This window comes from Pseudomonas sp. FYR_2, from assembly GCF_043106425.1.
Lineage (GTDB): Bacteria > Pseudomonadota > Gammaproteobacteria > Pseudomonadales > Pseudomonadaceae > Aquipseudomonas > Aquipseudomonas monteilii.
Genome location: NZ_JBICMM010000057.1, coordinates 1 through 14,650, shown reverse-complemented (window position 1 = coordinate 14,650; position 14,650 = coordinate 1). Strand labels below are relative to the sequence as shown.

General features: G+C 64.9%; 9 protein-coding genes. 3 read left to right on the top strand and 6 right to left on the bottom strand.

The window, feature by feature from the left end; all coding sequences use genetic code 11:
* The first annotated feature begins 1 nt into the window (after position 1).
* The 3 genes from ACF8R4_RS24185 (at position 2) to ACF8R4_RS24175 (ending at position 6,202) form a co-directional block, all read left to right on the top strand.
* Entirely contained in the window at positions 2 to 1,615 is a 1,614-nt protein-coding gene (locus tag ACF8R4_RS24185; protein WP_060497829.1) for an ABC transporter ATP-binding protein, read from the top strand.
* A gap of 375 nt (positions 1,616 to 1,990) precedes the next feature.
* Positions 1,991 to 4,921, top strand: a complete 2,931-nt coding sequence (locus ACF8R4_RS24180; protein WP_104834294.1) for an aminotransferase — start codon at positions 1,991 to 1,993, stop codon at positions 4,919 to 4,921.
* Positions 4,922 to 5,296: 375 nt separating this feature from the next.
* Complete coding sequence (locus ACF8R4_RS24175; protein WP_104834293.1) at positions 5,297 to 6,202, top strand: LysR family transcriptional regulator; 906 nt, start codon at positions 5,297 to 5,299, stop codon at positions 6,200 to 6,202.
* Positions 6,203 to 6,293: 91 nt separating this feature from the next.
* On the opposite strand, the gene ACF8R4_RS24170 is transcribed toward ACF8R4_RS24175, so the two are convergent.
* The 6 genes from ACF8R4_RS24170 to kdpF form a co-directional block, all read right to left on the bottom strand.
* A complete protein-coding gene (locus ACF8R4_RS24170; RefSeq protein WP_104834292.1) occupies positions 6,294 to 6,989 on the bottom strand; it encodes a response regulator in 696 nt (231 codons plus the stop codon).
* On the bottom strand, positions 6,986 to 9,640 hold the full coding sequence (locus ACF8R4_RS24165; protein ID WP_392493619.1) for a DUF4118 domain-containing protein: 2,655 nt from the start codon (positions 9,638 to 9,640) through the stop codon (positions 6,986 to 6,988). Before ACF8R4_RS24165 ends, ACF8R4_RS24170 begins: the two co-directional genes overlap by 4 nt.
* Positions 9,641 to 9,797: 157 nt before the next feature.
* Complete coding sequence (gene kdpC, locus ACF8R4_RS24160; RefSeq protein ID WP_060500882.1) at positions 9,798 to 10,349, bottom strand: potassium-transporting ATPase subunit KdpC; 552 nt, start codon at positions 10,347 to 10,349, stop codon at positions 9,798 to 9,800.
* Positions 10,350 to 10,359: 10 nt separating this feature from the next.
* Positions 10,360 to 12,414: a potassium-transporting ATPase subunit KdpB gene (gene kdpB, locus ACF8R4_RS24155; protein WP_016711623.1), complete on the bottom strand. Its 2,055-nt coding sequence runs from the start codon at positions 12,412 to 12,414 to the stop codon at positions 10,360 to 10,362.
* A 9-nt stretch (positions 12,415 to 12,423) separates the two neighbouring features.
* Positions 12,424 to 14,118 carry a potassium-transporting ATPase subunit KdpA gene (gene kdpA, locus ACF8R4_RS24150; protein ID WP_104834289.1) on the bottom strand — a complete coding sequence of 565 codons (1,695 nt, stop codon included), beginning with the start codon at positions 14,116 to 14,118 and terminating at the stop codon, positions 12,424 to 12,426.
* Between the two features lie 9 nt (positions 14,119 to 14,127).
* Positions 14,128 to 14,217 carry a K(+)-transporting ATPase subunit F gene (gene kdpF, locus ACF8R4_RS24145; RefSeq protein WP_003251485.1) on the bottom strand — a complete coding sequence of 30 codons (90 nt, stop codon included), beginning with the start codon at positions 14,215 to 14,217 and terminating at the stop codon, positions 14,128 to 14,130.
* Positions 14,218 to 14,650 lie beyond the last annotated feature (433 nt).

Here is a 14,650-nt window from a genome sequence, read left to right as displayed (position 1 = left end):
CATGAGTGAACAGAACCTGATCGAAGTGCGCGACCTGGCCGTTGAGTTTGTGACCGGGGACCAGGTCAACCGCGTGGTCGACGGCATCAGCTTCGACATCCGCAAGGGCGAGACCTTGGCCCTGGTGGGCGAAAGTGGCTCGGGCAAGTCCGTCACCGCGCACTCGATCCTGCGCCTGCTGCCCTACCCCTTGGCCCGCCACCCCAGCGGCAGCATCCGCTACGAAGGCAAAGACCTGCTCCAGCAGAACGAGAAGACCCTGCAACGCATTCGCGGCAACCGCATTGCGATGATCTTCCAGGAGCCGATGACCTCGCTCAACCCGCTGCACTGTATCGAAAAACAGATCAACGAGATCCTTTTGCTACACAAGGGCCTGACCGGCAAGGAAGCGACGGCACGCACGTTGGAGTTGCTGGAACTGGTCGGTATTCCCGAACCACAAAAGCGTTTGAAGGCCCTGCCCCACGAGCTGTCGGGCGGGCAACGCCAGCGGGTGATGATTGCCATGGCGCTGGCCAACGAGCCGGAGTTGCTGATTGCGGATGAGCCGACCACAGCGCTGGACGTGACCGTGCAGTTGAAGATCCTCGACCTGCTCAAGGACCTGCAGGCGCGCCTGGGCATGGCGCTGTTGCTGATCAGCCATGACCTGAACCTGGTACGCCGCATCGCCCACCGCGTCTGCGTGATGCAGCGCGGGCAGATTGTCGAGCAGGCCGAATGCGCCACGCTGTTCAGTGCTCCGCAGCACCATTACACGCAGATGCTGATCAATGCCGAGCCCAGCGGGCTGCCTGCGCACAACCCGGTGGGCGCGCCGTTGCTTGAAGTGGATGACCTAAAGGTGTGGTTCCCGATCAAGAAGGGGCTGCTGCGGCGCACCGTTGACCATGTGAAGGCGGTGGACGGGGTCAACTTCAGCCTGCCGCAAGGGCAGACGCTAGGGATTGTTGGCGAGTCCGGGTCGGGCAAGTCGACGCTCGGCTTGGCGATCCTGCGGTTGATTTCCAGCCAGGGTGGCATTCACTTCCATGGGCAGAATTTGCAAGGGCTGAACCAGAAGGCCGTGCGGCCGCTACGCCGGGAAATGCAGGTGGTGTTTCAGGACCCGTTCGGCAGCCTGAGCCCGCGCATGTGCGTGGCGGACATCGTGGGTGAAGGGTTGCGCATTCACGGCATTGGTACGGCGCAAGAGCAGGAAGCGGCGATAATCGCAGCGCTGGAGGAAGTGGGGCTGGACCCGCGTACACGGCATCGCTATCCCCATGAGTTTTCCGGTGGGCAGCGCCAGCGCATAGCCATTGCCCGGGCGTTGGTGTTGAAGCCCGCGCTGATACTGCTGGATGAGCCCACCTCCGCGCTGGACCGCACAGTACAACGGCAGGTGGTGGAATTGCTGCGTAATTTGCAGCAGAAGTACAACCTGACCTACCTGTTCATCAGCCATGACCTGGCGGTGGTGAAGGCGTTGAGTCACCAGTTGATGGTGATCAAGCATGGGCATGTGGTGGAGCAAGGGGATGCACAGGCGATTTTTCATGCGCCACAGCATCCGTATACGCGGCAGTTGCTGGAGGCGGCGTTTTTGGAGGTTGAGGTGGGTTCGCCTTAAGTCTTGTAGCGCCCTCAAGATCGAGCGCCGCTCCTGCCGTGTGTTTTCCGTTGCGGGTGCTCTGGCTGGGCTCTAGTCCCGGCTGCTCGCTGAAGATCAGCGATACAGCTTTGACAGGCTGTAACGGTTAATTCACGCAGGCAGTCTCCGCTTCCACAGAAGACACTCATTTCGCCGTCGGCAAAACCACCTTCCGCCAAGGCGAACACGGCACCCACCCACTGGCATCCCGTGCAGCGATGCCCGCGAGCAAAAGTTCAAATTTCCATAATTTGGCGCCATTATCAGAATTACTGACAACAATCGTCTTTCATCATCAGCCAGCTCGGGCATAAATTCTTTTCCGCCAACTCCCAGCAGAAACGGTAGAGCCTCATGTCCAGCCCACAGCCCCCGTCCGCCTCCCCTGCCCTGACCACGCTGATCAGCCGTTCCGGCCTGCCCAGCCCTTCACTCAGCGAAACGCAGGCACGCGCCGTATTGCAGACGCACTATGGCCTGGAGGGTGACCTGACGCCGCTGGGTAGCCAGCAGGACCTCAACTTCCGTGTGGAGGCACCACAAGGCCGCTATGTGCTGAAGGCCTGCCACGGCAGCTATGCCCAGCTTGAACTGGAAGCACAGCACGCCGCACTGGCCTTCCTGCACGAACAGGGCTTGCCGGTACCGGCAGTGCGCCCAGCGCGCAATGGCGAAGGCTTGGTGGCACTGGACATCGACGGGCAACCCCTGCGCCTGCGCCTGCTCGACTACATCGAAGGCCAACCGTTGACTCGCCTCAAGCACATGCCGCCACGCCTGGTGGCTGAACTGGGCGGGCTTTGTGCGAAGCTGAACAAGGCCCTGGCCGACTTCGATCACCCAGGGCTTGTACGCACCCTGCAATGGGACCCGCAACATGCCGAAGCGCTGATCGATCACCTGCTGCCGGTGCTGCAAGACAGTGCCCAGCGCGCCCGCATCGAGCAGGCTACCCGCCAGGCCAGCGAGCGCCTGCTGCCGCTGGTTGATCGACTGCCGAGCCAGGCCGTGCACCTGGACCTCACCGACGACAACACCGTGTGGGCCCGCGACAGCGAGCGCCAGTGGCAACTGCAAGGGGTGATCGACTTCGGTGACCTGATACGCACCTGGCGTATCGCCGACTTGTCAGTGACCTGCGCAGCATTGCTGCACCACGCCGAGGGCGACCCGCTGCGCATCCTGCCGGCGATCAGCGCCTATCAGGTGCTCAACCCACTGACCGAGGCCGAACTGCGAGCCCTGTGGCCACTGGTGATCAACCGGGCAGCTGTACTGGTATTGAGCAGCGCGCAGCAACTGGCCGTGGACCCCGGCAACCAGTACACCCGCGACAACGTGGCCCATGAATGGGAAATCTTCGACACCGCCACTGCCGTGCCTTTCGCGCTGATGGAGGCCGCCATCCTGCAGGCGGCGGGCGTGCAGATCGACGTTCCAGACTTGGACCGTTGTGCCCCCCTGCTCCCCGACCTGGCCGGGCAGGAGGTAACGCGGGTCGACCTGGGTGTGCTCAGCCGCCATTGTGAAGCGGGTAACTGGGAGCAACCCGGTTTCGACCAGCACCTGCTGAGCGCGCAAACGGCCCCAGCCTGCACCCTGCATGGGGAGTATCGCCTGTCGCAAACCCATATCGACCGGCCCGAAGAGCCCGCCACCTGCGCCCTTGGCGTTGAGCTGCATGTGCCCAACGGCAGCCAGGTGAAGGCACCCGAAGCTGGCACCTGGCAGCGCCATGGCGACGGGCGCGGTTGCCTGCAAACCGCGCACTGGGCCTTGTGGCTACAGGGCCTGGAAGATGCACCCGCCGATGGGCAGGCGCTGGAAAAAGGCCAGTCGCTGGGCCATAGCTGTGGTTTCCTCAGCGTACAGCTGTGCCTGGACCTTGCCCTACAGCCACCCTTCTTCGCCACCCCGTCCCACGCCGACGCCTGGCTGGCCCTGTGCCCGTCGCCGGCCGCGCTGCTGGACCTGGACTGCGATGCCGAGCCGCTGCCCGACCCACAGGCCCTGCTGGCTCGCCGCGACGCCAGCTTTGCCCGCTCGCAGAAGCACTACTACGCGCAACCGCCACACATCGAGCGCGGCTGGCGCAACTACCTGATCGACATGCAGGGCCGTTCGTACCTGGACATGCTCAACAACGTCGCGGTACTGGGCCACGGCCACCCGCGCATGGTCGCCGAGTCGGCGCGGCAGTGGTCGCTGCTGAACACCAACTCGCGCTTCCACTACGCGGCCATCACCGAGTTCTCCGAACGCCTGCTGGACCTGGCGCCCGAGGGCTTCGACCGGGTGTTCATGGTCAACAGCGGCACCGAGGCCAATGACCTGGCCATTCGCCTGGCCTGGGCCTACAGCGGCGGGCGCGACCTGTTGAGCGTGCTGGAGGCCTACCACGGCTGGTCGGTGGCCACCGACGCCATCTCCACGTCCATTGCCGACAACCCGCAAGCCCTGGAAACCCGCCCGGACTGGGTACACCCGGTCGAAGCGCCGAACACCTTCCGCGGCCGTTTCCGCGGTGGCGACAGCGCGGCTGACTACCTGCGCGACGTCGACGCCAAGCTGGCCGACCTCGATGCCCGTGGCCGCCAGCTGGCGGGCATCATCTGCGAGCCCGTGTACGGCAACGCTGGCGGCATTTCGTTGCCGGCCGGTTATCTGCGCGACGCTTACGCCAAGGTCCGCGCCCGCGGCGGCGTGTGCATCGCCGACGAAGTGCAGGTGGGTTATGGCCGCTTGGGCGAATACTTCTGGGGCTTCGAGGAGCAAGGCGTGGTGCCCGACATCATCACCATGGCCAAGGGCATGGGCAACGGCCAGCCGTTGGGCGTGGTCATCACCCGCCGCGAAATCGCTGAAGCGCTGGAGGCCGAGGGTTACTTCTTCTCCTCGGCCGGTGGCAGCCCGGTCAGCTGCCGCATCGGCATGGCGGTGCTGGACGTGATGCAGGAAGAAGGCCTGTGGGACAACGCCCGCGACACCGGGCGCTACTTCAAGGCCCGCCTGCAGGCGCTGGTCGACAAGCATCCGCTGGCGGGTGCGGCGCATGGCTCGGGCTTTTACCTGGGGCTGGAGCTGGTGCGTAACCGCGAAACGCTGGAGCCGGCCACCGAAGAAACCATGGCCCTGTGCGACCGCCTGCGTGAGCTGGGTATCTTCATGCAACCCACCGGCGACTACCTGAACATTCTCAAGATCAAGCCGCCAATGTGCACCACCCGGGCGAGCGTGGACTACTTTGTCGACAGCATTGACCGGGTGCTGGGCGAGGGGCTGTAAGATTGGGATGAAGGCCTAGAGGTGCCTGCCTTGGGTTTTGCGGTGGCGCACAAATCGAGCGCCGCCCGCGCGGCGCATCGCGAGCTGCGCTCGCTCCTACGTTTGTTTCGGGCCAATTATTCCTGTGGGATTTGCGCGCGAGCGCCTTGGCGCATGGCGCGATTTCGCGTCGTATAAACAAGGCGGTCGCGCGCGCCTGTCATAGGCGTTACTGGCCCGAAACAAACGTAGGAGCGAGCGCAGCTCGCGATGCGCCGCGCGGGCGGCGCTCGATCTCACAGGCGCTGCAAACACCCCGCCAAACACCCCAAAGCCCACAATGCATGTTCAAATACACACCCCATGCTTGCACCACCATGATCAGGTTTACTGACAATGGCCTTTTCCAGCGATTCCCTGGCAATATTCCTCGCCGTGCTCGATGCCGGCTCGTTCTCGGCCGCCGCCCGCAAGCTGGGCCGTGTCCCTTCAGCCGTCAGCATGGCAGTCGCCCAGCTGGAAGCAGAACTGGACCTGGTGCTCTTCGACCGGGCCACTCGCAAGGCCTTGCCCACCAGCGCCGCCCTGGCGCTGGAGCCGCAAGCCAGGCAGGTGATCTGCCAGCTCAACCTGCTCGACGCCCAAGCCCTGCAACTGCACAAGGGCCTGGAAAAGCGCCTGACCATCGCCATGGCCCCCGAACTGCAAACCGGCCGCTGGAGCCAGCCACTGGAAATTTTGGCCCAGGAGTTCCCCAGCCTGGAAATCGAGGTGCGCTCGGCGACGCAGACCGAAGCCGTTCGCTTACTGCATGAAGGCAGCGTGCAACTGGCGCTGGTGTTCGAGCGGCCCGGTATCGACGAGCGTGAGTCATTCCTGGAAGCCGGCAGCCAGTTACTGGTAGCCGTTGCATCCCCCCGCCACCCCGCCGGGCAGAACAGCGGCACACCGTTGCCCGAAGAGGCCGTTGCCGAACAACGGCAGATCATCGTGGCCTCGGGCAAGGCCACCGGGTCAGACCCGCGCATGGTGCTGTCGCGGCGCATCTGGCTGACCGACAGCTACCTGGCCACGCTGGACCTGGTGCAGTCCGGCCTGGGCTGGGCCTACCTGCCGCAGCCGCTGGTCGAACCGCTGATTGCTTCAGGTGCGCTGGCCGAGGTGCGCTTCGACAACATGGCCAGTCGCTTGCGCCTGTGGGTAGACATCATCTGGATCAAGTCGCGACCGCTGGGTCTGGGGGCAAGGCGCTATCTGGATGTGATGCGCCAATGCTTTGAAACAGAATCACCGAGGTCGTGACGCAGACGCAGCTACGCTTCGAGCACCACCCTGCACCGTGTTGGATTTTTCGCCGGTAAGCCCACTCCCACAGAGTCGGCGTGAATCCGGATCAAACGGCCGGCGCCACCAACCTGTACCCCACTCCCGCCTCGGTAATGATAAAGCGAGGTGCTGTGGGGTCGTCCCCCAGCTTCTGGCGCAGATGCCCGACCACGATCCGCAAGTAATGGGTGTCTTCCACATGGGTAGGCCCCCAGATGTCCTTGAGCAACTGCTGCTGGGTAATCACCCGCCCCGGATGCCCGGCCAACAGCGCCAGCAAGGCGTACTCCTTGCGCGTCAGCGCCACCTCGACGCCCTCCAGCGTCACCCGGCGGAAGGCAAAATCCACGGTCAACGGCCCGAAGCTGGCCGCCACCTCCGAACCACCGGTCTGCGGCACCTGGCGCAGCAGGGCACGCACCCGCGCCAAGAACTCCTGGATGCCGAACGGCTTGGTCACATAGTCGTTCGCCCCGCCATCCAGCGCATCCACCTTCTGGACCTCACTGGCGCGTACCGACAACACCATCACCGGCACCGCACTCCACTCGCGCAGCTCACGCAGCACCTGCTGGCCGTCCATGTCCGGCAAGCCCAGGTCGAGCACCACCAGGTCCGGCTTGCCCAATGCTGCCTGAGTGAGCCCCTCCTCACCGGTTGCCGCTTCGATCACCTTGTAGCCCTGGGAGGCCAGGCTGATGCGCAGGAACTTGCGGATCTGCGGTTCATCGTCGATGACCAACAGGGTGGCGGACTGGCTCATGGGGTTTCGCTTTCGGCTTCAGGTTGAGGGGGCAGTGGCAAGCATAGAGTGATGCCGGTGCCCTGGCCATCGATGCCTTCGCCTACCAGAATCTGCCCGCCATGGGCGCCGATCATGCCCTGGCAGATGGCCAGGCCCAAGCCGGTACCCTGCCCGCCACGGTCACCACGGGCAGCGGTGTAGAACATGTCGAAGATCTTCTCGCGGTCGGCCACCGGAATGCCGGGGCCTTGGTCAAGGACGGCAAAACGCAACTGCATGTCCTGCACCGATACGTGGAGTTCAAGCCGACCATTGGCCGGCGAGAACCGTGCCGCGTTTTCCAGCACGTTGACCAGCGCCTGCTCGATCAGCGCTGCATGCACGAACAGCAGCGGCAGCTCGGCCGGCACATCAGTGTGCACACGCAACGGGGCGAGCACTACGCGCAGGCGGTTGAGCGCACTGCCAGCGATGTCGCCCGGAGCCACCCAGTCGCGTGCCAGCTTGAGTCCGCCGTGGCCCAGGCGGGTCATGTCCAACAGGTTCTGAATGTAGCGGTCGAGGCGCTCGGCCTCGTTGCGGGTGCCGTCCAACAGCTCACGGCGGTCTTCAGGCGGGATGGCCTCGCCCAACGCCAGCAGGCTGTCGATGCTGCCACGCATGGCGGTCAACGGCGTGCGCAAGTCGTGGGAAACGGACGCCAGCAAGGCACTGCGCAACTGCTCGGTTTCGCCATGCAGGCGTGCGGCCTCCAGCTGCTCGGCCAGACGGGCGCGGGCCAACGCCTGTGCCAGCGGCTGGCCAAGGGCGGTGAGCAGGCGCCGGCGCGGGTCGCTGAGCGGCTGGCCGGAACGCGGGCGTACACCGAGCAGGGCCAGGGGTTGTTCGTCTACCGCCAGCGGCCACCACCACCAGCGGCCATTGGGCAGGGTGTCACTGCCATGGCCGGCGGCCTGGCCATGCTGCCAGGCCCATTGCGCGGCGGCGCGTTCGTTGTCGCTAAAGGCGTGGGCTTCACCACTGGCCACTTGCAGCTGGCCTTCGGCGTTGCGCTCCAGCAGGCACACCTGCATATCCTGCCAGCCATCCAGATGCTGGCCGGCGGCATTGAAGACGGCCTGGCGGTCGGTGGCCACCGTCAACCGGCGCGACAGGTCGAGCAACTGGCTGGTTTGTGCCTGGGTCTCGCGCAGCGCCTGCAGCTGGCGACGCTGGCGGGCGGCCAGGTTGCCGGTTAGCGCGGCCATCAGTAGGAAAAACACCAGCGTCAGCACATCTTCTTCACGCTGGATGCTGAACGAGAAATTGGGCGGAATGAACAGGAAATCGTAAGTCAGGAACGACAACGCAGCACAGGCCAGCGCAGGCCCCAGGCTGCTGCGTACCGCCACCAGCAACACCGCCGCCAGGAACACCAGCGATATGTTTGGCAACGCCAGCACACTCGACACCGCCCAGGACAGGCCTGCTGCCATGACGGTGGCCAGTAGCGCCAGCAGGTAATGCCGCCACACCCACACCCGCCGCACCGCCGAACGCGGCGCTTGCGGCTGCACATCGCGGTCCAGCACGTTGATTTCCAGGCCATGGCTCTCACGCAACAGCCGCGCAGCCACCCCGGCACCGAACAGGCGCCGGCGCAGTCGGTCGCGGGACTGCCCGACCAGCACCAGGCTGGCCCGTCGTTCGGCAGCATGCTGGATCAACGTGCGCGCCACTTCGCCGGCACGCAGCACCACCACCTCCCCGCCCATGCGCTCGGCCAGTTGCTGCGCAGCCTGCAGGCGATGGCGGGCGGTTTCGTCACGCAGGCGGCCGTTGTCCACATGCACCATGCTCCAGGGCAGGTGGCGGCGCAGGGCCACGCGGCTGGCATGACGCACCAGGCGCTCGGCCTGGTCGTCGCCATCCACGCCCACCAGCAGCCGGCCACGCAAGGCGGGGGCCTCCTGGCCGCGCTGGCGATAGCCATGGGCCAGGTCGGCATCGACCTGCGCGGCGGCAGTCTGCATGGCCAGTTCGCGCAGGGCGGTCAGGTTGGTTTGCGAGAAATACGCGTCGATCGCGGCCCGCGCCTGCTCCGGTACGTACACCTTGCCTTCGCGCAAGCGTTCGAGCAGGTCACGCGGCGGCAGGTCGATCAGCACCAGCTCGAAGGCTTCCTGCAACACCCAGTCCGGCAAGGTTTCGCGTACGAGCACGCCGGTAATGTCGCGCACCTTGTCGTTTAGGCTTTCCAGGTGCTGGACGTTGACCGTGGTGTACACGTCGATGCCGGCGGCCAGCAATTCCTGCACGTCCTGCCAGCGCTTGGCGTGCCGGCTGCCAGGGGCATTGGTGTGGGCCAGTTCGTCGACCAGGGCCAGTGTTGGCGCGACCTTGAGCAGGCCGTCGAGGTCCATTTCTTCAAGCGTGACGCCTCGGTACTGGCTGCGCAGCAGGGGCTGCTGCTGAAGGCCGGCGAGCAACGCCTCGGTTTCGGCGCGGCCGTGGGTTTCGACAACCCCCGCCAGCACCTGAACGCCCTGACGTTGCTGGGCGTGGGCGGCCTGGAGCATGGCAAAGGTTTTGCCGACGCCGGGGGCGGCGCCGAGGAACACCTTCAGCCGGCCCCGGCCTGTGCGTGGGAGGGTGGCCAACAGCGCATCGGCGCGGGCGGAATCACTCATGTTTCATCCTTCAGAATCTGCGACGGTCGACCAAAGGGCCTGCTTTGCAGGCCTTCGCGGGCACGCCCGCTCCCACAGGTACAGCGCCCCGTTCGAATATGGCGATATACCTGTGGGAGCGGGCGTGCCCGCGAAGGGCCGCAAAGCGGCCCCAACATCAGCGGCTCAAATGCTCAAGTGCCTGGTTCAGCGCCAGCACATTGACCACCGGCGGGCCGATCAATGGGTGGAGGGTGGCCTCTTCCACCAAGGCTTGCAAGCGCTCCACCGGCATTTGCCGCGCTGCTGCCACGCGCGGAACCTGATAAGCCACGGCCTCTGGCGGCAGGTGCGGGTCGAGGCCGCTGCCCGAGGTGGTCAGCAACGCCTGCGGCACCGGCCCCTGCTGCGCCCGGTAGAGCGTTGCGGCGTCCCCCTTGACCCGCTCGGCCAGCGCCGGGTTACTCGGCGACAGGTTGCTGGCACCGCTGGCCACCGTGGCGTAAGCACCCGCCGAAGGCCGCGCATGGAACCAGCCATCACCCTCGAATGCCTGGGCGATCAGCGCCGAACCACGCACCTGGCCCTGGTCGTCGCGCACCAGGCTGCCATTGGCCTGTTCCGGGAAAGCGACCTGGGCAATGCCCGTCACCGCCAGCGGATACAGCGCACCCGTCACCAGCGTCATCAACAAAGCCAGGCTCAACGCCGGGCGTACATAAGCATTCATAGCGGCCTCCTCAGACCAGGTTCAGGGCATTGAGCAGCAGGTCGATCAGCTTGATCCCGGCAAACGGCACCACAATGCCGCCCAGCCCGTAGATCAGCAGGTTGCGCCGCAACAGGTGTGCCGCACTGGCCGCCTGCACCCGCACGCCACGCAGCGCCAGCGGGATCAGCGCGATGATGATCAGCGCGTTGAACACGATGGCCGACAGGATCGCGCTCTGCGGGCTGGCCAGGTGCATTAGGTTGAGCACGCCCAGCTGTGGGTAGATGGCGGCGAACAGCGCCGGCAGGATGGCGAAGTACTTGGCCACGTCGTTGGCGATGGAGAAGGTGGTCAGTGCGCCACGGGTGACCAGCAGCTCTTTGCCTACCTGCACCACGTCCAGCAGCTTGGTCGGGTCGCTGTCCAGATCGACCATGTTGGCCGCCTCGCGCGCGGCCTGGGTGCCGTCGTTCATGGCCATGCCCACATCGGCCTGCGCCAGTGCCGGGGCGTCGTTGGCACCGTCGCCGCACATGGCCACCAGGCGGCCGTCGTTCTGCTCCTGGCGAATACGCGCCAGTTTCTTCTCAGGGGTGGCCTCGGCCAGTACGTCATCCACCCCCGCTTCGGCTGCGATGGCGGCGGCGGTAAGTGGGTTGTCGCCGGTCACCATCACCGTGCGAATGCCCAGTTTGCGCAACTCGGCGAAGCGCTCGCGGATACCCGGCTTGACCACGTCCTTGAGGTGGATTACGCCAAGCAGGCGCTTGTCGATGCATACCAGCAGCGGTGTGCCGCCGCTCTGGGCGATGCGCTCCACTTCGCGGGCCAGCGCCGGGGGCATTTCCAGCCGTTGCATGCCGACGAACGCCAGTACCGCATCGACGGCGCCCTTGCGGTAGCGGTGCTGCTGGAAGTCGATACCCGACAGACGTGTTTCGGCACTGAAGGCCACTGCCTCGAACTGCCCGGCAGCCGGTTCGATAAAGTCGTGCAGTTGGCGCAGGTACTCGACAATCGACTTGCCTTCGGCGGTGTCATCGGCCAACGAGGCCAGCAGTGCGCCCTCCCCCAATTCCTTGGCGGTGATGCCTGGTGCAGCATGTAGCGCGCTGCAGCGGCGGTTGCCAAAGGTGATGGTGCCGGTCTTGTCGAGCATCAGCGTATGCACGTCACCGGCTGCTTCCACCGCCCGGCCGGAGCGGGCGATGACGTTCAAGCGCACCAGGCGGTCCATGCCGGCGATGCCGATGGCCGACAGCAAGCCGCCGATGGTGGTAGGGATCAGCGTCACCAGCAGCGCGGCCAGGAAGATCAGCGGCAGGCTGCCACCCGCGAAGTGGGCAAACGGCTGCAAGGTCACCACCACGATCAGGAAGATCAGCGTCAGGCCGATCAGCAGGATGTCGAGGGCAATCTCGTTCGGCGTTTTCTGGCGCTTGGCGCCTTCGACCAAGGCAATCATGCGGTCGAGGGTCGATTCGCCCGGGTTGCTGGTGATACGGATCAGCAACCAGTCGGAGACCAGCCGGGTATTGCCGGTCACCGCCGAGCGGTCGCCGCCGGACTCGCGGATCACGGGGGCAGACTCACCGGTAATGGCGGCCTCGTTGACCGCTGCGATGCCTTCCAGCACCTCGCCGTCGCCAGGGATCATTTCGCCAGCGACTACGCGCACTACGTCATCTTTGCGCAACGCGCTGGCTGCAATGGTTTCGTAGCTGCCATCACGCTTGCGACGCTGGGCGGTCAAGCCTTGGCTACCCGCCTTGAGGCTGTCGGCGCGGGCCTTGCCACGGCCTTCGGCCAGCGCCTCGGCAAAGTTGGCGAACAGCACGGTAAACCACAGCCACAGGGCGATTTGCACGGCAACGCCGGTACTCACGCCACTGCCGGGGGCAAAGCACAGCACAGTGGTCAACACAGCGGTCAGGGCCACCACCAGCATCACCGGCGAACGTTTGAGCTGGCGCGGGTCGAGCTTGACGAACGCCTGCACCAGCGCCGGGCGCCACAGCGCGGCGAAGCGAGTCTGGTCCTTGGCGGTGTGCCGCGCTTTAACTTCAGGAATGGGCATGTTCATGGTCAGTCCTCAGAAACCCAGGCTCAGGTGTTCGGCGATTGGCCCCAGGGCCAGGGTCGGCAGGAAGGTAAGGCCACCCACCAGCAGGATGGTCACCAGCAGCAGGCCGGTGAACAGCGGGCCATGGGTGGGGAAGCTGTTCTGCCCCTGCGGTGCGCTTTTCTTCGCTGCCAGGCTGCCAGCCAAGGCCAGGATCGGCAGGATGTAGCCGAAGCGGCCGATGAGCATGGCCAGGCCGATCATCAGGTTGTGGTACACCGTGTTGGCACCGAAGCCGGCGAAGGCCGAGCCATTGTTGGCCGTGCCCGAGGTGTAGGCGTACAGCAGCTGGCTGAAACCATGCGCCCCCGGGTTGCTGACTGCACCCGCCGGGCCAGGCAGGCTGGCGGCGATAGCGCCCAGCACCAGCACGCCGACCGGCATCACCAGCAGGGTTGCCACCAGCAACTGCACCTCACGGGCTTGCAGCTTCTTGCCCAGGTATTCCGGGGTGCGGCCAATCATCAGCCCGGCCAGGAACACCGCGATCAGCACGAACAGCAGCATCCCGTACAGCCCGGCGCCGACGCCGCCGAAAATCACCTCGCCCACCATCATGTTGACCATCGCCACCATGCTGGTCAGCGGGTTGAGGCTATCGTGCATGGCATTGACCGAGCCGTTGGAGGCAGCAGTGGTGGTGACCGTCCACAACACCGAGCCGGTGGTGCCAAAACGGCTTTCCTTGCCTTCCATGGGGGCCGCCTGTTGCACCTGAGTGCTTTCCAGCGCGGGGTTGGGCTGGTACTCGGACCACAGCGCGGTGCTGCCGCCAATCAGGAACAGGGCAAGCATGCAGGCGAGGATCGCGCGGCTCTGACGCAGGTCCTTCACGTAGTGGCCGAACGTGAACACCAGCGCCACCGGAATGAGGATGATCGACGCCACCTCGAACAGGTTGCTCCAGGCCGTGGGGTTTTCGAACGGGTGCGCCGAGTTGACGCCGAAGAAGCCACCGCCGTTGGTACCCAGTTGCTTGATGGCGATCTGGCTGGCGGCCGGCCCCAGCGGAATGGTCTGGTCAGCCCCTTGCAGGGTCAGCGCATGGGCGTAGTCGGCAAAGGTCTGCGGCACGCCCTGCCACACCAGCAGCAGCGCCAGCAGCAGGCACAGCGGCAGCAAGCCATAGAGGGTGGCGCGGGTCATGTCGACCCAGAAATTGCCCACCGTCGTTGCACTGCGCCGGGCAATGCCGCGACACAACGCAACCAGCACGGCCAGGCCGGTGGCGGCACTGACAAAGTTCTGTACGGTCAGGCCAAGCATCTGGCTGAGGTAGCTGACCGATGCCTCACCACTGTAGGCCTGCCAGTTGGTGTTGGTGACGAAGCTGACGGCGGTATTGAACGCCAGCGACCACTCCTGGCCGGGCAGGTGCTGCGGGTTGAGCGGCAGGTAGCCCTGCAGCAGCAACACAGCGAACAGCAGCAGGAATCCGGCCAGGTTGAAGGCCAGTAGCGCCAGGGTGTATTGCCGCCAGTTCTGCTCCTGGCTGGCGTTCACGCCCGCTAGCCGGTAGCAGGCCTGCTCGACCGGGCTCAGCAGCGGCGACAGCCAAGTGCGCTGGCCTTCCATGACCCTGTAGTAGAACCGCCCGAGCCAGGGTGCCGGTAACAGCACGATGGCGAAGAACGCCAGCAGCAAGGCGAAATCGTAACTGTGCATGGCCGCTCCTTAGCTGCGATCGGCGCGCAGCAGCGCCACCAGCAGATAAAACGCCAAGGCCACTGCCAGCAGCAGTGACAGCCCGTCGAGCATATTCATGAGTGGTTCTCCCCGTGGTGCGGCGTGTGCCGCTATGGGGAAATTGTCTGAGGGAGGGGCGTAAAGGGGCGAGATCGGAGGGTGGGGGTGGGTATAAAGAATGCGTAAAGATCAAGGTTGTGGGCATCGGTGTAAACTGATCGGCGCAGATCACGTTTCTGTATTGCAAGTTTCTGATCTGCGTAATGCCCACAACATTCGCCGCCGTGCCCCCACGCATCCCAACGGACCCGACTCAACGTGAGTAAGCACTTTAGTGGCTCTGAATGCCTTCCTTGGTCTAAACCATCTCCACTCATTTTTAATCAAGGGACATTCGTTGCAGGCGTGCTTGCATTTGCCGGCGCACTCGGTTTCAGAGAAGATCATCGCGGGAAAGAGGGAGGGACAAGCATTTTGCCCAAAACTTGAAATATTTTCGCCGTTTCCCTAA

Bases quoted from the DNA above. Each gene is read 5' to 3' on its own strand.
- ACF8R4_RS24180 (WP_104834294.1), top strand. From the start codon at position 1,991: ATGTCCAGCCCACAGCCCCCGTCCGCCTCCCCTGCCCTGACCACGCTG.
- ACF8R4_RS24170 (WP_104834292.1), bottom strand. From the start codon at position 6,989: ATGAGCCAGTCCGCCACCCTGTTGGTCATCGACGATGAACCGCAGATC.
- kdpB (WP_016711623.1), bottom strand. From the start codon at position 12,414: ATGAACATGCCCATTCCTGAAGTTAAAGCGCGGCACACCGCCAAGGAC.
- ACF8R4_RS24165 (WP_392493619.1), bottom strand. From the start codon at position 9,640: ATGAGTGATTCCGCCCGCGCCGATGCGCTGTTGGCCACCCTCCCACGC.
- kdpA (WP_104834289.1), bottom strand. From the start codon at position 14,118: ATGCACAGTTACGATTTCGCCTTGCTGCTGGCGTTCTTCGCCATCGTG.
- kdpF (WP_003251485.1), bottom strand. From the start codon at position 14,217: ATGAATATGCTCGACGGGCTGTCACTGCTGCTGGCAGTGGCCTTGGCG.
- ACF8R4_RS24185 (WP_060497829.1), top strand. From the start codon at position 2: ATGAGTGAACAGAACCTGATCGAAGTGCGCGACCTGGCCGTTGAGTTT.
- kdpC (WP_060500882.1), bottom strand. From the start codon at position 10,349: ATGAATGCTTATGTACGCCCGGCGTTGAGCCTGGCTTTGTTGATGACG.
- ACF8R4_RS24175 (WP_104834293.1), top strand. From the start codon at position 5,297: ATGGCCTTTTCCAGCGATTCCCTGGCAATATTCCTCGCCGTGCTCGAT.